The organism is Kribbella sp., from assembly GCF_035655035.1.
Lineage (GTDB): Bacteria > Actinomycetota > Actinomycetes > Propionibacteriales > Kribbellaceae > Kribbella.
In genome coordinates this window covers 1-19,705 of the sequence record NZ_DASRVN010000649.1, presented here as the reverse complement: position 1 = coordinate 19,705, position 19,705 = coordinate 1, and the positions used below count along the sequence as shown (strand labels likewise).

Sequence of the window (19,705 nt, the reverse complement as noted above, 5' to 3'; positions counted from 1 at the left end):
GGGCCATGCGGAGCGACGTACAGTCCCGATGCAGCGTGGGCCACCGGTCCAGGACCAGGCGGTGCACCTTCTCGGCCTGCTCGATGAGGCGCTCGTTGCCCCACGCGAGCTGGGCGTTCTCGCGGAGTTGTGCCGTGGTACTCGTTGAAACCAGGATGGCGAGCTCGTTGCCGAGCAGGCGGAAGACCTTGGTGAGTCGCTCGACGGATGCCTTGCCGTCGTCGGCCGTCGCCTGTGGGTCGCTGACGCTGTGCGCCTCGAGGGTGAGTAGTTGGTGCAGCTCGGCCTGACCGCCCTGGACGGACATCCGGCGCAGGAACATCAGCATCACGTACGGCGCGAACGCGGCGCGGTGGCGCAACTCGTTCGGCCGGTCGACGAGTTTGGTGATCGCGCCGTACTGCCGGAGGAGGTCGAAGCGGCGGACGATCATGTCGTGCGGATACGCCCGGCAGGCGAGGGTGGCCTGCTCGACGGTCAGGCCGTCACTGCCGGCCTCGGCGAACGCGTCCAGGATCGCCTGGTCGACGTCCAGCAGGTCGGGATCGACGATCATCGCGCCGGCTTCGCGGGCGAGCACGGCGAACACCTGCCGGTAGACGCGCAGCACGGCCGCTTCGGCCTCGGCGTCGAGCAGCGTCGCGTCCATCCCGCACTCCTCCCGTGTGACAGCGCAGGAAAGGGACTCTAACCACCCGCACCGACAGACCAAAACTCGCCCGCCGCCGGCCTGTGGAAAACCGGATGACGGCGGCTGCACGGCTGCTTACGATCCGGAGTGTGATGAGAATCCTTGGCTGACGCGGTCGGGAAGGCCGCGTCAGTACCACGACATCTACGGATGTCGCCCCGCCGGAGTGGACCGTCGTGTCCCCGGCGCGCTTGTTGATTCTCTCCGTACGGAGCCTGCACATGACTGTGCATCCTTTCGGGCACCCCGCTGCCCGCCCCATCGGCGCGCAGCACCCCCGTGTCCGTGACCTGCTCGCCCTGCGCAAGGACGGTTCGCCCGGCCGGATCATGGTCGAAGGAACGTGGGAACACGACCGCCTGCTGACCACGTCCACCACCTCGAGGCGTTCTTCTGGTGCCCGGAGGCCGGCATCTCCGACGTCGACCGGTACGCCGAACGCGCGGAGGAGTTGTACCGCATCTCCGAGAAGCTGCTCGCCCGGCTGAGCCGTAAGAACCGCCCGGACGGCCTGATCTCGATCGCTCGGGTCCCCGAATGGCGTCCACAGGCGTTCCGCTTCTCGGACCGCTCGCTGGTCCTGGTCGCCGACGGCGTCGAGTACGCCGGGAACCTCGGCACGCTGATCCGTACCGCTGACGCTGCCAACGTCGACTGCCTGGTACTGACCAGCCGCCGTGCTCGCCCCACGCACCCGGCCGTGTACTCCGCCAGCCGTGGCACTGTGCTGTCGACGCCGATCGTGGAGTTCGACGACATCCCCGCCGCGGCGGCGTGGCTGCGGAGCCACCGGTTCCGCGTCCACCTCGCCGACCCGGCCGCGACCGGGACGTACCGGGTGCCGCGGTACGACGGCCCGACCGCGTTCGTGGTCGGGTCCGAGGGCGCGGGGCTGTCGCGGGCCTGGCACGCCGAGGGGTTCGACGCGGTGTCGATCCCGATGCTCGGCCAGGCGGACTCGCTGAACGTCGCGCTGTCCGCCGGGATCCTGCTGTTCGAGGCGCGGGCTCGGAAGGAAGGCTGGTGACGCGACCAGGCAGAATGGCCCAGATTGGTGCAGGACCCGAGCCGAAGGAGTATCCCGTGCCGTTCGAGCCTGGCGAGGTCGTCGCCCCGTCCGACCCGCGCATCGTCCTGGAGGGCCAGTGGGGACACCAGCCCGGTGTCGCGATCACCGTCAACTCCGGCTCCCGGATCTCCTTCTCGTACGCCGGTGAGCGGTTGCAGCTGCTCTTCGACACCGACGGGCTGACGGTCGCGCCGCACCTGTGGATAACCGTCGACGGCGGCGAGCCCGCGCTGTATATCGTTGACGGGCCGGTCATCGAGCTCGAATACCCGGAAGGCCGGCACCAGGTCGAGGTGGTGGTCAAGGACGTCAACGAGCATGCGAACCGGTGGAACCCGCCGTTCGGCTGCGCTGTCGTGTTCGCGGGGCTGGTGCTGGACGCGCGGACGGTACTGCGACTCAGCGGCCGACCGGGTGGTCCGCGGCTGGAGTTCTACGGCGACTCGATCACGCAGGGCGTGCGGTCGCTGAGCGCGCACCCGGAGTCGGAGGGCGCGGACGGCACCACGTCGTACGCGTACCTGACCGCCCGCGCGTTCGGCGCCACGTCGTACCAGGTCGGCTTCGGCAGCCAGGGGATCAGCAAGCCCGGGAACGGCGAGGTGCCGCCCGGCGTGGACTCGTTCGGCTGGAACTTCGCCGGCTCGCCCGCCGAACGCGTCGAGCCGTCCGACGTGGTGGTGATCAACCTCGGCGTCAACGATCCGACGCTGGAGGTCGAGGAGTACGCCGGTTACCTGCGCCGCGTGCGGGCGGCGTACCCGGCGACGACGATCGTGTCGCTGACCCCGTTCAACGGCAAGCACGCGGAGACGATCCAGGCCGCGGTGAAGACCCTCGACGATCCGAACCTGGCCTGCGTCGACTCCACCGGCTGGATCACCGAGGACGACTGCACCGACCAGGTCCACCCGACCGTCGCCGGCCACGCCAAGATCGCCGAGCACCTGATCGAGGCATTGGAAGCGCACACGCCCCTGCGCCGTTCTGTTGCACGATAGTCAGATGGAGACTGTGGACGAGTACATCGCGTCGTTCCCTCCGGACGTCCAGGAGGTGCTGCAGGAAGTACGCCGGACGATCCATGCCGCCGTACCGGGTGCCGGCGAGAAGATCAGCTACCAGCTCCCGGCGATCATCCTCGACGGCACCGGGCTGCTGCACTTCAGCGGCTGGAAGTCGCACATCGCGCTGTACCCGATCCCGCCGATGGACGAGGACCTGACGCCGTACCGTTCGGGCAAGGGCACGCTGAAGTTCCCGCTGGACAAGCCGCTCCCGTACGACCTGATCGGCCGGATCGCCCAGGCGTTCGTTGCCGCCCGCAACAGTCAGGAATAGGCCGGGGCGATCGCCCGCGCCAGCATCACGATCGGGACCGGCTTCATCTCGTCGTACGGCGCGGACGCGATCTTCACGAACTCTCCCCGAGCGGTCCGGAAGCTCAGATAGCCGTCCCTCTGCTGCCACCCCTCGGCACCAACGGCGACGCGACGCGCCAGGTGCATCGTCGAGGTACCGGCGTCACGGACGAGGTAGAAGTCGACTGCTTCGTCGGATCCACCCGCGCCGGACGTGACGAAGACCGAGGCGGCCGCGGATCCCCACTGGCACCAGAGGTGTCCGTCGACGAGTGCGTCGCGCCGGACCACGGCCGGTCCGCCGAGGATGTGTTCGGCGGCGGCGGTGCCGCGCTCGCAGCGGGATTGGACGGCCTTCGGCTTGACGACCGGGAGTCCACCGGGGAGCGCGGTGATGGCGTGGGCGATCGTGCGGAGCTCGTCCATCGTGCCGGCGCCGGCGTTCTCGACGCGGAGCCGGACCTGGCGGTTGGCGGTGCGGAACACGAGCCACGGGGCGGCGGCTGCCGGGTTCAGGGCCCAGGACCCGGTGCCCAGTCCGCCGTCGGTGATCTTCGCGGCGAACCCGCTGGTAGCGGCTGATGTCTCGTCGGCCTTGCGGTACCGGGCCGACAGCTCGTCGGTCACAGGGAGGATCGAGACCAGGACCTGGATCCGGTGGGCGGTCCGCGTCGAGTCCACCAGCGTGCAGGTGTCGGAGAGCGGTGCTGCGGGGTGGGGCGGGGCGTGTTCAGTGGTCCAGTTGCCGGGGAGGTGCGGTCGTAGACGCTCGCACAGGTCGCCCGGTGGGGCCGATTGTTGTTGGGTCGTGTGCGGGTCGCAGCCGACCAGTGCGAGCAGTAGGAGCGCGGCAGCGGCTCGACGGCGCATGTGGTTCCTCCCCAGGAATGTGCTTCGGGCGGAGCCTAGAGGAGAGTCTGCGGATCGGCGGCGGGTGGGCGGGTGAGGGTCCAGTCGCTGAACTGGTTGTCGAAGCGGTACCAGAGGTTGTCCTTGCCCAGGCGGAGCTGGACTTTGCCGGCCGTGACGCGGTTGGCCTCCGTCGTGGCGTTGGGGAGCGTGGCCTCGGCGAGGGCCTCGGGGGCGACGTCGTGCGGGGCGTCGACGGTGACGGCGAGGCCGCCGGGGCCGCCGTGGCGCCAGGCGGTGGCCCAGGTGGTGAGGCGCCGGGCGGGGATGCCGGCACGGTGCGCGAGGTCGGCGAGCTCCGGCGTACCGAGGGCGGCCGCGGCCCGTCGCGCGAGGTCCTGCTCGAAGGTGAGCGAGAGGTTGGCGTCACCGGACGCGAGCTCCCAGGCGCGGCGCGCGGCGTCGGTGGCGAGCGCGACCAGATCACGGACGTCGACCCCGGCCGATCGCGGCGGGTCCAGCACCTTCACCGCGGCAGGTACACCTGGAGCCCCGAGCGGCCGCGGTGGCACCGGAACAGGCACGACCTGTTGCTCCCGGGCGAAGGCTGCAACGGCCGGGATGCCTTTGGGGGCAGGCGTTCGCGGCGGAGCGACCACGCGCGCAGTGCCGCCGCGGCGGGATCTCAACGCCGCGAGCAGCTCGTCCCGCAGACGGCCGCGCAGTAGCAGCAGCGCGAACGGGTCGTCGTCGAGCGCGTCGGCGACCAGGTAGCAGACGGCTGCCGAATGCTTGCACGGTACGGCGAAGTCCGGGCAGCTGCAGTTCGTCAGCACCTCGCCCGCGCCGGGCAGCAGGTCCAGCCCGGTCGCCCGTACGTCGTCCACGACCTCCGGCGGCAGCTCCCCGTCGAGCAACGCCGCGACCCGCCCGATCTGCGCCGACACCACGTCCAGCACGGCATCCCACTCGGCCGCCGAGAACGCCCGGATCCGCACGGTCACCTGGTACGGCGTCACCCGGCTGCCCTGCACCACCGCCTCGACCTCGCCCGGGCTGACCGTCAGCTCGAGCACGCTTCCACGGCGCGCGTACGACCGGCCGCGTGACAACCGCCCCGGATCCAGCCGCGCCCGCTGCTCCAGGGCCTCCAGCCACGCGCGCCCCCACCAGGTCGCCCCGAACGTACGCCGGCTGCCCGGCCCGCGCGCCGCCGGCAGCCCCGCGTCCTCACCCTGGCGGCGCCAGACCTGCCACGGCGTACGGTCCTCGTCAGCCATCGGATCTCCCCACGGCTGAAGGGTTGTACGCACTCGCCGACCCGGACCTGGCCGGCCCGGTGGACAGCTCGACCAGCTCGGTCAGCTCCGCGTCCGACAGCTCGCTCAGCCACGCCTCGCCCGATCCGACGACGGCGTCGGCGAGGTCGCGCTTCGCGTTGATGACCGTCGCGATCCGGTCCTCCAACGTGTTCTCGGTGACGAGCCGATGGACCTGCACCGGCCGGTCCTGACCGATCCGGTACGCGCGGTCCGTCGCCTGATCCTCGACCGCGGGGTTCCACCAGCGGTCGTAGTGCACGACATGCGTGGCCTGCGTCAACGTCAGCCCGACCCCGCCGGCCTTCAACGACAACAGGAACACCGGCGCCGCGCCAGCCTGGAACTGCTCCACCATCTCCGACCGTTTCCGCACGCCGATACCGCCGTGCAGGAACAACGTCCGCACCTGCCGCGCCGCCAGATGCGCCTCGATCAGCCGGCACATCTCGACGTACTGACTGAAGATCAGCACCGACTCGCCCTCGGCCAGGATCACGTCGAGCAGCTCGTCCAGCGCCGCGAGCTTCCCGGACCGCCGCTCCAGTGGACCGGGCTCGTGCAGGAACTGCGCCGGATGGTTGCACACCTGCTTCAACTGGGTGAGCAGACTGAGCACCAGCCCGCGCCGCTCGATCCCGGCGGCTTCCTCGATCTTGGCGAGCGTTTCCTTCGCGACGGCCTGGTACAGCGTGGCCTGCTCGGTCGTCAGCGGTACGACGACGTCGTGCTCGGTCTTCTGCGGCAACTCCGGCGCGATCCCCGGATCGCTCTTCCGGCGGCGCAGCAGGAACGGCCGCGTCACCCGGGCCAGCCGCGCGGTCGCCTCCTCGTCGTGGAACCTCTCGACCGGTACGGCGACGTCCTGGCGGAACCGGTCCAGCGTGCCGAGCAGACCGGGCGCCGACCAGTCGAGGATCGACCAGAGCTCGGACAGCCGGTTCTCCACCGGCGTGCCGGTGAGGGCGATCCTGGTTGCTGACGGCAACGTTCTCAGCGCGCGGGCGGTCCGTGACAGCGGGTTCTTCGCGTGCTGCGCCTCGTCCGCGACGGCCAGGCCCCACGCGATCTCACCGAGCAGGCGGTGATCTTGACGGACCACGCCGTACGTCGTGAGCACCACCTCGTCCGCGGCGAGATCGCTCAGCGTGCGACCGGGCCCGTGGTACCGACGGATCGGTACGTCGGGGGCGAACCGCTCGAACTCGCGCTCCCAGTTGCCGAGCAGCGTCGACGGGCAGACGACGACGGTCGGGCCGCGGCCCTTGAGCTGCAGGTGCAGGGCGATCACCTGGATCGTCTTGCCGAGGCCCATGTCGTCGGCGAGGCAACCGCCGAGGCCGAGGTGCGCGAGCTGCGCCATCCAGGCGACGCCGCGACGCTGGTAGTCGCGGAGGGTGGCGCGCAGGCCGACGGGCTCGGTGAACGTCGTCGGCTCGTCGGCCGAGCGGAGTCGCGCGAGCAGCTGGGCCAGCGATCCGTCGGCGTCGAACGGGATCAGCTCTCCGTCGACGTCGATCGTGCCGGTCAGCGCGGCACCGAGCGCTTCGGCGCCGGTCAGGTGCCGCGTGGAGCCGGTGCGCAGCCGGCGGACGAGGTCGTGGTCGACGCGGATCCAGCGGCCGCGCATCCGGATCATCGGGCGCTTCGCCTCGGCGAGCGCGGCGATCTCGGCCTCGGTCAGGTCCTGGTCGTCGAGGGTCGGGCGCCAGCGGAACGCGACCAGGTCGTTGAGGTTGAAGTCCGGGCCGGTGACCGCTCCGGGCGCCGGGGTCGCGACGCTCGCCCGGAGCGCGAGCTGCCCGGCGAACAGCTCGGTCGGCCAGAGCACCTCGATGCCGGCGCCTTCCAGCTCGGGACTGCCTTCGGCGAGTTCCTCGAGCGCGGCGTCGTCGATCGGGATGTCCTCCGGCGCGGCGTCCCGCAGCGCCGTACCGAGTGGTGGCCAGACGCGTCCGCCGCGGCGGAGCGCCAGCAGTAGATCGGTCTCGGCCCGCTCGCCGAGCGCGGTCAGGACGGCGGCAGGCGCGGTCCACAGGTCCGCGACGTCCACCAGCAGACTCGGATCCAGCCCGCTCCGCAGCTGCAGCACCGCGCGGAACTCCTCCAGCTCGGTCGGCTCGACGCGCAGTACCAATCGAGTCCCCGCCTGCTCGGCCAACGCCGTCTCGTCCAGCCACGTCGTCGGCCCGGGGAGCGCGGCGGGTTCGGCCGCCGCGAACGGGGCGGCTCCGGGACGTACGGCGACGGCGGCGGCCGGCGTACGGACGATGGTGTCGGCGAGCGCGTCCCAGAAGGCGCGGATCAGCTGCTCGGGCTCGACCAGCCGGATCGGGCGGGTCCCGGCGATCGGCAGCGCATGCCCGTACGCCGGCATCGCGGCGCCGAGGTTCCGCAGCCAGGCGTGGTCGATCGGGTCCAGCGGAGCGACCCGCCACGCGCCGTACCCGTCGGGGCTCCGGTCCGGAACCAGCCGCCCGCGTCCGATCAGCACCAGCCCCGCCAGCCCGGCTGCCCGCCACGCGGCCCAGCTCCCCGACGCGTCGCCCTCGGGCTCGGTCAGCCGGGTGAGGACCTCGTCCATCGACAGCAGCCGCGCCGGGACGCTCGTGCGGCGCACCGCCGTACCGCGGGGGAGGACCAGCTCGGCGGTGCCGTCGGCCGTCTCGCCGGACAGGTCGCCGTACAGCGCCAGCCGGCCCGCACGCGGCGGGTCGGCGGGGACGAATACGGCGTCGAACATGCCCGCAGAGTACGCGGCGGCACCGACAGAACTTGACCTGAACCAGCGTTGAGGTTGCACGCTCGAACTCCCCGACAGGAGAGATACGGACATGCGTGCAGCAGTGGTGACCGCGTTCGGCGGTCCGGAAGTGATCGAGACCCGCGAGGTACCGGATCCGGTACCCGCCGCGGGCCAGGTACTCGTGGAGGTCGACACCGCCGACGTGATCTTCGTCGAGACCGCGATCCGGCGCGGCGAACACGGCAAGTTCTTCGACGTCGAGCCGCCGTACGTCCCCGGCGGCAACCTCGGCGGCCGGGTCCGCGCGACCGGCCCCGGCGTACCGGCCGACTGGATCGGGAAGACCGTCGTCGGCCGCCCACCGAACTTCGGCGGGCACGCCGAACTCGCCGTCCTCGCGCCCGAGGTCGAACTACCGCCGGAGCTCGACCTGCGGACCGCGGTCGCGGTGTACGGCGACGGCTTCACCGCCCTGATGCTCGAAGAGCTCGCGCCGTCGATGACCGGTCAGAACGTCCTGATCACCGCCTCCGCCGGCGGCATGGGCCTGCTCCTGATCCAGCTCGCCCACAAGGCCGGAGCACGCGTAATCGCGGCCGCCCGCGGCGCGGAGAAGCTCGCACTGAGCCGAGCTCAGGGAGCCGACGTACTGATCGACTACAGCAAGCCCGGCTGGGACAAGTTGGTACTGGACGCAACCGGCAACCAGGGCGCCGACATCGTCTTCGACGGCGCCGGCGGCGAACTCGGCAGCACCGCCTTCGCGGTCACCAGGAACGGCGGCTGGCTCTCCGCCCACGGCGCCCCCAGCGGCACCTTCGCCACCATCGACCCGGCCACCGCCGACCACCGCGGCATCACCGTCAAAGGCATCATGGACCTCCGCGCCGACTCCACCACCACAACCGTCACCCCCCACCAGGTGCTGACCCGAGCCGCCGACGGCGACCTACGCCCAGTCATCGACCACCTCTACGACCTAGCCCACGTAGCCGACGCCCACCGAGCCCTAGAAACCCGCACCCTCCACGGAAAGGCCCTGATCCGGGTCAGTCGTTGACGGACTGGTCCGACGGCTTGTCCGCCGAATGATCGGTGATGGCCGGCTGGTTCGGGCGGGCGACGACGATCTGGTTCCGCCCGGACCGCTTGGCCGTCAGCAGCGCGTCGTCGGCGGCCAGGACGAGCTGGTCCATCGTGCCGGCGACATCGGGGTAGACGGCCGCCCCGAACGACGCCGGGATGCCGTCGAGCCTCGCAGCGCCGCCGTTCGTGGCACTGACCGGCACGACGAGGCTCGCGAGCCGTGCCCTGATCCGCTCCGCGATCTCCAGCACCTCGGTCTCGAGCGCTCCCGGCAGCAGCACCGCCAGCTCGTCGCCACCGACGCGTGCGACGAGATCGCCCTGCCGCACCTCCGCGCGGATCGACTCACCGACCGCACGCAGCGCCTCGTCACCGGCCGGGTGACCGTACGTGTCGTTGATTTCTTTGAACTTGTCCAGGTCCAGCATCAGCAGACCGACGGTACTGCGCAGCGTGTCCGCGCGAGCGAGCTCCACAGGCACGGCGCTTGCCCAGTACGACGAGGTCGCGAGGCCGGTCTTCTCGTCGGTACCCGCGGCACGCTGGTACTGCGGCAGCAGCAGGTCCCGGTGCAGCGCCAGCACGGTGACCATGAGCACCGGAACGACCCAGGGGTAGGACGTCTGCACCGCCGCGATCGCGATACCCAGGCCGAGGCCGGCGCACACGACCAGCTGGTCGGACAGCTCACCGAGAGCTTCACGCGCGGTCGCCTCCGGGCTGGACAGCAAGATCGCCCCGATGACCAGCGCGTAGTTCACCAGCCACCAGGTGGCAGCTGCGGCGAGGACGACCAGGAGCGACCAGAAGCCCGTGGGCAGCCGCGGGGGACCCGTAAGACCACCGCCGCGCAGGACCGCAGCCGCGGCAGCACTGGCCAGGATGTACGTAGCAGTGGAGAAAACCTTGCGATGGGCGACTGTCCGCCCGTAGACGCGAAACCAGGAGTACGCGTAGGCCAGCACCACGAGCGGAATGACCAGCGAGAGCGGCAGCAGCAACAGGGCCGCGAAGATCCACAGGCACTTGAGGTTGGTGTGCGGCGAGGTGTTGGCGGCCATCTCGCGACGCCGCTCGATGCCGCGGGCCGCCTCGAGGTGCAGGACCGAGGCCGCGGCCAGGACCGCGAACGCCACCCACTCCGAATGCCGGACACCGGAATTCGGGCCGCTCACCGTGCTGCGAACCGCCAGTGTGGTTATCGTCACGGCAATCACGTCGATTGCGATCACATAACCCAATGCCGATCTCGGCAACGACCAGAGCTTCCATTGTCGGGGTGGCACCCAACTGCTCCGACCGATCAGAATCATCATGAGCCTCACACGCAAGTCGACCTGAGCGGTTCTACCGCCATTGTAACGGCCTGTTCACGTCAGGTCACCCGCGGGTGCGGACATTCCATCAGTTGGTCACTCCAGAAGGGTCGAAAATCATGCAGAAGGCTGCGCGCGTCAACGGCACCGGCAACGACTGGTTCACCGGCGGCAACGACTGGTTCCACGGGGGGAACGACTGGTTCACCGGCGGGAACGACTGGCTCCGGGGCGGGAACGACTGGTTCGTCCCGGCCGCCGCCGAAGACGGCAACGACTGGTGACAAAAGGTAAATCTTTACCTGCCTCTTACAATTCGGAGTAGTTACGCTCACGATAAACCAGGTGGTCGCAGATATTTACCTTACTGTGATTCTGCGAAATCGTCACCGATTCGGCGGGCGCGCGCCCAGGCGGCGCCCGCCGCGGCCGCCAGCAGTGTTCCCGCCAGCCCCATGACGGCGAGCGCGTGCGGTGCGCCGATTGATTCGGCCAGGCCGCCGGCGAGCAGAATTCCGGCGCCTTGACTGCCTTTCAGCGCGGTACCCGCGACGCCGAACGCCTGGCCGCGCCGACGGTCGGGCACCGACTGGACGAAGGCGGCGCTCGTCGGCAGGTGGTACGCCGAGGCGGCGCCGGAGACCATCCAGAGGCAGAAGGTCGCGATCGGACCTGGTGCGAGCGCACACAGCACCAGCGGCAGGCATGCCGCGATCGCCAGCGGGCCGAGTAGCTCCAGCCTGCGCGCCGGTGGGACGAGCGTGATCAGCCACATCCCGACGACGCAGCCTGCCGGGCTGGCGGCGAGCAGGAGGCCGGCGGTCGTGGTGCCCCGGCCGATGTCGTGCGCGTACGGTACGGCGAGGCCTTCGACCGTCACGTAGAACCCGGCCACGGTCGCCAGGATCACCAACGCCCGAAGTTTCGGTGTCCGGACGACCAGCGAGACACCGTCCACGAGGTCACGGAGGTAGCCGGCCGGTGGCGCATCTGTGTCAGCTGCCGGGACCGGGCGCTGATGCACTCCGATCCTGACCAGGATCGCGGACAGTACGAAGGTTGCGGAGTCGAGCAGCAGACCGCCGGATGTGCCGACCGCAACCACGACGGCGCCGCCGATGCCGAAGCCCAGCACCTGGCTGAACTGCACCACCATGTCGTTCGCGGCTTTCCCGAGCACGTAGTGGTCGCCGGGCAGCACCGACGGCAGCATCGCGCCCCGGGCGGCGTTGAACGGCGATCCGCAGGCTTGCAGCGCGATCAGCAACAACATCACGACGACCAGCGGTAGGGCGTGGATTGCCATGGTGGCTACGAGGACTGCGCGGGCGAGGTCCGTGATGATCATCACGGTGCGGCGGGGGTAGCGGTCGGCGAGGCCGGAGAGGAGGGGGCCGAAGAGGAGGTCGGGGATGTAGGTGAGCGCGTAGGTGAGGGCTGTCAGGCCGGCCGAGGACGTGCGGTCGAAGACCAGGACCGAGAGCGCCACCCGGGCGATCTGGTCGCCGGCCACGGACAGTACGCCGGCCAGGAACAGTGCGCGGAACTCCGCGTGCCCGAAGACGTCGCGCCAGCGCGCGCGTTCGATCACCCCACTCGCCATACCTTGCACGTTAACCACATTCCGTGGCCTGACACCTCCTGAACGTGAGCAGATCGGCGACTCAAGGGTTTGCCTGCGGCGCATCAGTGCCAAATCTTGGTCAGATCGGGGACCCGGTGAAGCGAGATTTGGATGAACGTTCTACTCTGGAGATCTCCGGTGGCGGGGTCTGGGCGGGGCGGCCCCGACCCTGCCACCGGAGCTCTTCTTTGCCGGCCCCGCGAGAACTGTCGGTGGCAACCGATAGCGTTCTCAGTGCCAGGGGCGGCTCCTGGACGTGCTTCCTTCTCCTTCACCAGGCCAAGTAGCGCGTCCACTCTCCGCCCCTGGCGCCTTCGTCCGGACGCCCACGGGGAGACGCCATGCCCGATCAGCCAACGGATCCGCGAGCCGCGGTCCTGCTGCGTCGCCGCCGGCTGGTCGACGCGACCACGTTGACCCCGACGGTACGGCGGTCCGCCTGGCAGTGGCTGCGCCGGCCGCTGACGATCCAGGCGGGGCTGTCCGCGCTGCAGGCGGACCTGGTCCAGCGCGGGCTGCTGCTGTCGGTCGGCCTGTACCGGTACTGCGCGTCGCTGTCGGCGCCCGCACTGGCCGGATTCGGCGGTGCGCTGCTGGACCTGCTGGACGCCGAGTCCGGGTTCGACACCGAGCACACGCCGTTGTTCCGCGGCTTCCCCGAGAGCGTGCCGGGCAACACCGAGACCTTCTACGTGAACCGCGTCTTCGCCCGGCTGCTGCAGGAGCCTGAGCAGCCCTGCGTGCTGTGCGGCGACACAAGCTCCGTGCGTGCGGTCTCACCGTGCGCACACCTGGTCTGCCGGACCTGCTGGGACGGCTCCGACTTCAGCGCCTGCCCGCTCTGCCTGCAGCGCATCGATCCGAACGACCCGTTCCTGCGCCCGTCTGTCGACGAGGACGAGGAGCTCCACGTCCGCTCGGATCGGCTGCGGCTGCTCTCGCTGGCCACGGCCGACTCAGTACGGCAGACGGTCGAGGGGTTGCTGGCCCGGCGGGCGCCGTTGTCCGCCGCGGATCGTGCGGACCTGCAGATCCTGCTGGACGAGGCCAGTTCGGCCTGGCTGCCCGCGGACATCCCGGTACGGGAGACCCGCGCGCTCGTCATCGCGCACTTCCTGACCACCGAGCCCGCGCTGATCGATCGCACCGACACCGCCACCGACGTACTGCGGCTGATCTACGCGCTGATGGACGCGGACCCGGGCCTGCGGACGCCGCCTGTCCGGCGGAGATCGTTGCCGCGGGCAACGCGACGGCTGGTGCTGGAGCGGCTGGACCGGATGCCGGTGGAGACGCTGGTCGAGGACATGCTCCGGCACGAGCGCGTCTGGAAACGGATCGGCGAGAACCTGCATCCGTTCGAGTTCGCGACCCGTTTTCCCGTTGCGGCGTTGGCGTTCGCGGTCCTGCGCCGTACCGATCTGGATCTCGGGACGGCCGCGGGCCGGGCGGTGGCGGGGGAGGCGTCGCAGCACCCGCTGGTCCGGGTCGCGGACGGGCGACTCGTGCTGACCACGTTCGGCTCCCGGGTCGAGGGCGCGTTCACGTACGGGCGTCCCGACCAAGCTCTCGAGCTGTTGCGCCGGCGTCCCGGCGAGCTGGTACGGCGACTTGTCCAGCTCGCCCGGGCCTTGCCGCCGGAGCAGCACGCCGCGCTCGTCGACGCGCTGACGACCGTCGTCTCGGACGTGTCGCCGGTCGTCCTGACGGCCGCGCTCGGCCAGGTGCGGACGCCGCCGGGCGATCTGCGGTTGTTCTTCCCGCGCGGCGGCACGACCCGGATCTGGACGGCGGTGGACGAGCGGGAACCGTTGCCCGCGGCGCTCGCCGTCGAGCTGGCCGCCGTACTCACCGGCGAGATGTTGCGCAGGGCAACAGGTTTGCCGCGCTGGCGGCGGGCGTTCCTGGACGAGGAGCTGACCCGGCTGGCCGCGCCCGGTTCGGAGCGGAGTACGTCGGCGAGCCTGCTGCGGATGCCGCGCGGGAGTGCGGCGCCGATCCCGCAGGACGAGCTGCTGCGGCTGTTCCTGCACTGGGTGGAGCCGCGCGGCCGCAGGGTCGACCTCGATCTGTCGGTCGCGGTGTTCGACGACGAGTGGGGATTCGTCGGGCTCTGCGACTACACCCGGCTGCGGTTCGACGAGGATGCGCTGGTGCACTCCGGCGATCTGACGTCCGCACCGGGGCCGGGCGGCTCGACGGAGTTCGTGGACGTCGACCTGCGGGCGGTCCGCCGGGTCGGCGGGCGGTACCTGCTGCCGGTCGTGTTCAGCTACAACGACGTACCGTTCGAGGAGCTGGAGCGCGGGTTCGCCGGAGTGCTGCGGCAACCGTCGGGGCTGTTCGACCCGGCGGCCGTCGAGGACCGGTTCGACCTGTCCGGGCCGGCGAAGATCCTGCTCCCGTTCGGCGTCGACCTGCACACCAAGGAGCTCCGCTGGTACGACGTGAACCTGAGCGCCGCCGGGTACGGCCACAGCATCGCGCGGTACGCCGGTCAGCTCGGGCTGATGGCGGCGACGCTGGAGGAGGTGCACGGCTCGGGCGACCGGGTCAGCCTGTGGGAGATCTGCTGCTGGCACGCCGCGGCCCGTACCGACGAGATCGTGGTCCGGTGCGCGGACGGGTCCGTGATCGGATACCGGCGTACGGCGGCTGAGGACCTGGCGGCTTTCGCGCGCCGGGTGACGGCCCGGCTGGAGCCGGATCGGGCCTGGGACGAGGACGCGGCCGCCGGTGCGGAATTCGTTGCCGTGCTCACCGGAGATCTGGCGGTCCGGCCGGGGGCGGAAGTGTACGCGCTGCATCCACGCCTGCTGGACAACGCGAGTGTCGCGCTGATCGACGCGCCGCACCTGCTCGCGGTGCTGGCCCCCGACAGCCGGGCGCGGGCGAGCGTGCGGGCGGTCTGAGCCGGTGCCCGGGCCGGCCACAACCTGCGTTCGGGCGAGTCTGGCAGGAGCCTGAGAAGATTTTGACAATTCCGTGACGGACGCGAGTCCGGTGCTTTGGTGCGCTCCGGGCCGGGGGTACAACGGAATTGGCGAAGGGAGCCACGAATGACGTACGACGTGGTGGTGCTCATCGAGCGCGAGATGAGCGAGGGCGACGCGCGCCGTGTTGCCGCCCTGCACGCGAGGCGCGAGGAAGTCGTCAACTACCACCTGCTGATCTCCAGTCATCCGGAGAACGGGCCGAGCGGTCCGATGGCGCTGCTGGGTTCGACGTTCGCGGACGTGGCCGGGCTGACCGGCTCGGCGTCCGTGGTCGGCTCGGCGACCGCGCCGTCGGCGCGGATCGGTCCACCGGCCGCCCCGATGGCCCGGGCACGGATGGCGACCCTTGCCGACCCCGCGGTCGATCTCGCGTCGGTGATCGAGCACAGCGCACGTCAGCTCCGGGCCGCGAGCGGGTACCCGGTCAACGTCTCGATCACGCACGGTGAGGTGCTGCTGGCGCTGATGCAGATGGTGAAGACGACGAACAGCCAGGAGGTCGTGGTGGTCGCCTGGCCGGAGACCGCGGCCCGGTTCCTCTGCTCCGACTGGACCACGAAGGCCCGCAAGGTGCTGAAGGTCCCGCGGATCCGGATCCTGGAGCACGACACCTGAGGAGGACCGGTACCGGACGGCAGGATGCAGGCTGTACGCCTCGAGCGGGCGGGCTCGGCGTACCGGCGCTCAGCGCCACTGCCTCCTGTCGTTCGGCCCCGGTCCTCAGTCTTCGATCAGCGCCAGCAAGGTCGCCTGCTCGGTGTCCGGTACGTAGCCGGCGTAGTAGTCGAACATGTTCTGCCGGGCGATCCGGGCGGCGGCGTGGCCGTTGCCGGTGCGGATCGCGTCGACCACCTCGGCGTGGTGGTGCAGCGACTCGAGCATCAGCGCGCGGCTGTTCGGGGCGTGCGCGATCTTGTCCGAGATCAGCCCGAGGACGACGCCGCGGACGACCTCGTTACAGGTCTGGATCAGTGAGTTCCGGCTGATCCGGGCGATCAGCTCGTGGAACGCCAGGTCGGCCTCGCTGAACGCGTCGAAGTCGACGTCGATCGCGGCCCGCATCGCGACCAGCGTGGCCTCGAGCTCGTCCAGCTGCTCCGGCGTCCGCAGCCGGGACGCGACCTGGATCGCGGCGCCGTCCATGATCATCCGGAACCCGATCAGCTCGCTCAGGGTCAGTTCGTCGACCCGGGCCAGCCGGGCCACCTGCTTGCGCAGCGCGGACTGCGAGAACGGCAGGATCTCCGGACCGTTCGGGTCGCCGGGCCGGGAACGGACCACGCCGTTGCTCTCCAGCACCCGCAGCGCCTCGCGTACCGTCGACCGGCTGACCGCGAACTGCGTGACCAGCTCACGCTCGCTCGGCAGCCGCTGCCCGGGTGTCAGCTCGCCGCGGGCGAGCGCCTCCTCGACCTGCTCGACGATCCGCTGGTAGGCGCGCACGGGCTGCACGGGCTGGAACCGCGGAGACTTCGGCATTCGGCACACCCCCAGTCGCTTGACAGGCACCTGAGCAGGGGACAAACCTAGTGGCCCATTGAGACCTAGTCCACTGGTCGGACCAGTTGGCGGCTTTGGAGGAGTAGACGTGAAGTCGTCGTTCCCTACGCGAGTGGTCGCATTCCTCGCCTCGGCTGCGCTACTGTCCGTGACCGCGTGCTCGGCCGGGTCCGGTACGTCGTCCGGCGGCAGCTCCCCGGGCGGCGGGCAGAACCTGTCGATCGGCCTGGTCGCGGAGCCGGCCAGCCTGGACTTCACCACCACCGACGGCGCCGCGATCCCGCAGGCGCTGCTCGGCAACGTGTACGAGACGCTGGTCAAGCAGGACGCCGACACCGGCAAGATCGTGCCGTCGCTGGCGAAGTCGTGGACGGTCTCGCCGGACCGCAAGACGTACACGTTCGACCTGGTCGACAACGCGAAGTTCACCAACGGCAAGCCGTTCACCGCGAGTGACGCGGTGTTCAGCATCAACCGGGTGAAGACCGCGTGGACGATCTCGCTGAAGAGCGCGATGGACGTGGTCTCCGCCGCGACGGCGGTGTCGCCGACGAAGCTGCAGGTCACGCTGGCCAAGCCGAGCAACGACTGGCTGTTCCGGATGACCACCCGGATCGGCGCGATGTTCTCCGAGACCGGCGTCAGCGCGCTGGCCACCGACCCGGTCGGCACCGGGCCGTTCAAGTTCTCGAAGTGGAACCGCGGCGATTCGATCGTGCTGGCCCGCAACGACGGCTACTGGGGCACGAAACCGTTCTTCCAGCAGATCACGCTGAAGTACTTCAAGGACGCCACAGCGCTGAACAACGCGCTGCTGACCAGCACGATCAACGTCATCGGCACGGTGCAGGCGCCCGAGGCGCTGAGCCAGTTCACCAGCAACTCGAAGTACCAGGTGATCGAGGGGACGACGAACGGCGAGGTGCTGCTGTCGTTCAACAACTCGCGGCCCGTGTTCAAGGACATCCGGACCCGCCAGGCGATCCGGATGGCGATCGACCACAAGGCGCTGCTCGACACCTGCTGGGCCGGCCGCGGCAAGCTGATCGGCAGCATGGTCCCGCCGACCGACCCGTGGTACGAGGACCTGACCGGGATCGCGCCGTACGACCTGGCCAAGGCGAAGTCGTTGCTGCAGGCATCCGGTGCGGCCGGCAAGACGCTCCGGCTGCGGCTCCCGACGTTGCCGTACGCAACGTCCTGCGGCCAGGTGGTGAAGAGCGACCTGGAGCAGGCCGGGCTGAAGGTCCAGATCGACCAGCTGGAGTTCCCCGCCGCGTGGCTGACCACGGTGTTCAAGAACGCGGACTACGACATGTCGATCATCGCGCACGTCGAGCCGCGTGACCTCGGCGCCGTGTTCAACGCGAAGTACTACACCCGGTACGACGACCCGACGCTGCAGGCGGACCTGGCCGCGGCCGACGCCGGTGACGAGGCGACCCAGATCGCGGACATGAAGAAGGCTGCCCGGCGGCTGTCCGAGCAGGCCGCGGGCGACTGGCTGTTCCTGCTGCCGAACCTGATGGTCGCGGACAAGGACATCAAGGGCCTGCCGACGAACGCGATCACCGAGAACTTCGATCTGTCCAAGCTCAGCCGATGATTCTCCGCCTGATCGAGCGCACCGGCGTGTTCTTGGTCAGTCTCGCGGTGAGCACGGTGCTGGTCTTCGCGTTCATGGCGGTACTGCCCGGCGACCCCGCCCGGGTCGCGCTCGGGGTGAACGCCTCGGACGCGGCGGTGGCCGAGCTGCGGCGCCAGTTCGGCCTCGACCGCCCGTTGCCCACGCAGTACCTCGACTGGGTCGGCGGACTGCTGCACGGTGACCTCGGGACCTCGTACGTGTCGAAGGTGGCGATCGGGCCGCAGGTGTTCGACCGGCTCCAGGTCACGCTCTGGCTGGTCGTCGCCGGAATGGTCGTCGCGCTGCTGGTCGCCGTACCGGCCGGGACCGTGATGGCGGCCCGGCACCGCCAGGTCTCCGGGCTGGCGCTGTCCGCGCTGTCGCAGGTCGGTGTCGCGGTCCCGGCGTTCCTGGCCGGCATCCTGCTGATCGTGGTGTTCGCGGTGAAACTCGGCTGGCTGCCGGCGAACGGCTGGACCCCACCGGCTCAGGACCCCGCGATGTTCCTCAAACAACTGATCCTGCCCGCGCTGTCGCTGGGCCTGGTCCAGGGCGCGGTTCTCACCCGGTACGTCCGCAGCGCGGTCCTGGACGTCCTGCGCGAGGACTACCTGAGAACCGCCCGTGCCAAGGGCCTCCGCCCGTTCCAAGCTCTGTGGAAACACGGCCTGAGGAACGCCGCCGTCCCTGTCGTCACAGTCCTGGGCCTCCAACTGGCGACTCTTCTCATCGGCGCAGTCGTGGTCGAACGCGTTTTCGTCATCCCCGGCCTGGGCAGCCTGCTGCTGGACGGCGTCTCGAACCGCGATCTCCTGCTGGTGCAGGACGTGGTGATGGTCCTCGTGCTCGCCGTACTGCTGGTCAACTTCCTCGTCGACATCTTGTACGTCGCCCTCGACCCGCGGCTCCGGACGGCATCATGAGGCGGCGCAACCCGAGCCTGCTGGCAGGAGCCGTCATCGTCGGCGTCATCGTGCTGACGGCCCTCGTCTCGTTCGTCTGGACGCCGTACGACGCCACGCTCGTGACGCCGGCGTCGCGCCTGCTGACGCCTTCCTGGTCGCACTGGTTCGGCACCGACAAGTTCGGCCGCGACGTCCTCAGCCAGGTCATGGTCGGTTCCCGTACGACGCTGTTCGTCGGCGTCGTCGCGGTCGGCGTGGCCGCGGTGATCGGCGTACCGCTCGGGATCCTGGCGGCGATGACCCGGCGATGGGCCTCGGAGTTGGTGATGCGCGCGAACGACCTGTTGCTCGCGTTCCCGGCGCTGTTGCTGGCGATCATGTTCGGCGCGGTGTTCGGGGCCAGCACGCTGACCGCGATGGTTGCCATCGGCATCGCTTCGGTGCCGAGCTTCGCGCGGGTGATCCGGAGCGGGGCGTTGCAGGTGATGCGGACGGAGTACGTGCTCGCGGCGCGTGCGGCGGGGCGCCGGCCGGGGCCGATCGCCGTACGGCATGTGCTGCCGAACGTGACGAGCCTGATCACCGTGCAGGCGTCGGTGTCGTTCGCGATCGCGGT

General features: G+C 70.1%; 16 protein-coding genes and 1 pseudogene. 10 read left to right on the top strand and 7 right to left on the bottom strand.

Features of this window, described 5'->3' with window-relative positions; all coding sequences use genetic code 11:
* Nucleotides 1–649 (bottom strand): annotated as a pseudogene (locus tag VFF46_RS34025) (hypothetical protein); the annotation flags it as partial.
* A gap of 385 nt (nucleotides 650–1,034) precedes the next feature.
* On the opposite strand from VFF46_RS34025, the gene VFF46_RS34020 reads away from it, so the two are divergent.
* Genes VFF46_RS34020 through VFF46_RS34010 form a run of 3 tightly spaced genes read left to right on the top strand, consistent with a single transcriptional unit; the run spans nucleotide 1,035 to nucleotide 3,101 of the window.
* Nucleotides 1,035–1,718, top strand: coding sequence for an RNA methyltransferase (locus VFF46_RS34020; protein ID WP_325041354.1), 684 nt, complete (start codon nucleotides 1,035–1,037; stop codon nucleotides 1,716–1,718).
* A 56-nt stretch (nucleotides 1,719–1,774) separates the two neighbouring features.
* The gene (locus VFF46_RS34015; RefSeq protein WP_325041353.1) at nucleotides 1,775–2,761 is read left to right on the top strand and encodes a GDSL-type esterase/lipase family protein; all 987 of its coding nucleotides are present in this window, start codon (nucleotides 1,775–1,777) and stop codon (nucleotides 2,759–2,761) included.
* A gap of 4 nt (nucleotides 2,762–2,765) precedes the next feature.
* Nucleotides 2,766–3,101: an iron chaperone gene (locus VFF46_RS34010; protein WP_325041352.1), complete on the top strand. Its 336-nt coding sequence runs from the start codon at nucleotides 2,766–2,768 to the stop codon at nucleotides 3,099–3,101.
* On the opposite strand, the gene VFF46_RS34005 is transcribed toward VFF46_RS34010, so the two are convergent.
* The 3 genes from VFF46_RS34005 to VFF46_RS33995 are packed head-to-tail and all read right to left on the bottom strand — an operon-like array spanning nucleotide 3,092 to nucleotide 8,032.
* On the bottom strand, nucleotides 3,092–3,991 hold the full coding sequence (locus tag VFF46_RS34005; protein ID WP_325041351.1) for a hypothetical protein: 900 nt from the start codon (nucleotides 3,989–3,991) through the stop codon (nucleotides 3,092–3,094). The genes VFF46_RS34010 and VFF46_RS34005 overlap by 10 nt on opposite strands.
* Before the next feature lie 35 nt (nucleotides 3,992–4,026).
* On the bottom strand, nucleotides 4,027–5,250 hold the full coding sequence (locus VFF46_RS34000) for an SWIM zinc finger family protein (RefSeq protein WP_325041350.1): 1,224 nt from the start codon (nucleotides 5,248–5,250) through the stop codon (nucleotides 4,027–4,029).
* Complete coding sequence (locus VFF46_RS33995) at nucleotides 5,243–8,032, bottom strand: DEAD/DEAH box helicase (RefSeq protein WP_325041349.1); 2,790 nt, start codon at nucleotides 8,030–8,032, stop codon at nucleotides 5,243–5,245. Before VFF46_RS33995 ends, VFF46_RS34000 begins: the two co-directional genes overlap by 8 nt.
* Nucleotides 8,033–8,123: 91 nt before the next feature.
* Here VFF46_RS33995 and VFF46_RS33990 point away from each other — a divergent pair, with 91 nt between their 5' ends.
* Nucleotides 8,124–9,095 (top strand): zinc-binding dehydrogenase, encoded by a 972-nt coding sequence (locus VFF46_RS33990; RefSeq protein ID WP_325041348.1) that lies wholly within the window; start codon nucleotides 8,124–8,126, stop codon nucleotides 9,093–9,095.
* Here the strand turns inward: VFF46_RS33990 and VFF46_RS33985 are convergent.
* Complete coding sequence (locus VFF46_RS33985) at nucleotides 9,085–10,329, bottom strand: GGDEF domain-containing protein (protein WP_325041347.1); 1,245 nt, start codon at nucleotides 10,327–10,329, stop codon at nucleotides 9,085–9,087. The genes VFF46_RS33990 and VFF46_RS33985 overlap by 11 nt on opposite strands.
* Nucleotides 10,330–10,556: 227 nt before the next feature.
* Between VFF46_RS33985 and VFF46_RS33980 the strand changes: the two genes are divergently transcribed.
* Nucleotides 10,557–10,721 (top strand): DEAD/DEAH box helicase, encoded by a 165-nt coding sequence (locus tag VFF46_RS33980; protein ID WP_325041346.1) that lies wholly within the window; start codon nucleotides 10,557–10,559, stop codon nucleotides 10,719–10,721.
* Between the two features lie 80 nt (nucleotides 10,722–10,801).
* On the opposite strand, the gene VFF46_RS33975 is transcribed toward VFF46_RS33980, so the two are convergent.
* Complete coding sequence (locus VFF46_RS33975) at nucleotides 10,802–12,040, bottom strand: MFS transporter (RefSeq protein ID WP_325041345.1); 1,239 nt, start codon at nucleotides 12,038–12,040, stop codon at nucleotides 10,802–10,804.
* Between the two features lie 362 nt (nucleotides 12,041–12,402).
* Here VFF46_RS33975 and VFF46_RS33970 point away from each other — a divergent pair, with 362 nt between their 5' ends.
* Nucleotides 12,403–14,973: an MXAN_6230/SCO0854 family RING domain-containing protein gene (locus VFF46_RS33970; protein WP_325041344.1), complete on the top strand. Its 2,571-nt coding sequence runs from the start codon at nucleotides 12,403–12,405 to the stop codon at nucleotides 14,971–14,973.
* A 147-nt stretch (nucleotides 14,974–15,120) separates the two neighbouring features.
* Entirely contained in the window at nucleotides 15,121–15,672 is a 552-nt protein-coding gene (locus VFF46_RS33965; RefSeq protein ID WP_325041343.1) for a hypothetical protein, read from the top strand.
* A 105-nt stretch (nucleotides 15,673–15,777) separates the two neighbouring features.
* Here VFF46_RS33965 and VFF46_RS33960 read toward each other — a convergent pair whose 3' ends face one another.
* Nucleotides 15,778–16,536 (bottom strand): FadR/GntR family transcriptional regulator, encoded by a 759-nt coding sequence (locus tag VFF46_RS33960; protein WP_325041342.1) that lies wholly within the window; start codon nucleotides 16,534–16,536, stop codon nucleotides 15,778–15,780.
* 109 nt (nucleotides 16,537–16,645) lie between these two features.
* Between VFF46_RS33960 and VFF46_RS33955 the strand changes: the two genes are divergently transcribed.
* From VFF46_RS33955 to VFF46_RS33945, 3 genes are all read left to right on the top strand, one after another.
* Nucleotides 16,646–18,163, top strand: coding sequence for an ABC transporter substrate-binding protein (locus tag VFF46_RS33955; RefSeq protein ID WP_325041341.1), 1,518 nt, complete (start codon nucleotides 16,646–16,648; stop codon nucleotides 18,161–18,163).
* The gene (locus VFF46_RS33950) at nucleotides 18,160–19,107 is read left to right on the top strand and encodes an ABC transporter permease (protein WP_325041340.1); all 948 of its coding nucleotides are present in this window, start codon (nucleotides 18,160–18,162) and stop codon (nucleotides 19,105–19,107) included. The genes VFF46_RS33955 and VFF46_RS33950 overlap by 4 nt, the downstream gene beginning before the upstream one ends.
* Nucleotides 19,104–19,705, top strand: a 602-nt coding sequence (locus VFF46_RS33945) for an ABC transporter permease (protein ID WP_325041339.1), incomplete at its 3' end; no start/stop codon positions are given. The genes VFF46_RS33950 and VFF46_RS33945, both read left to right, overlap by 4 nt.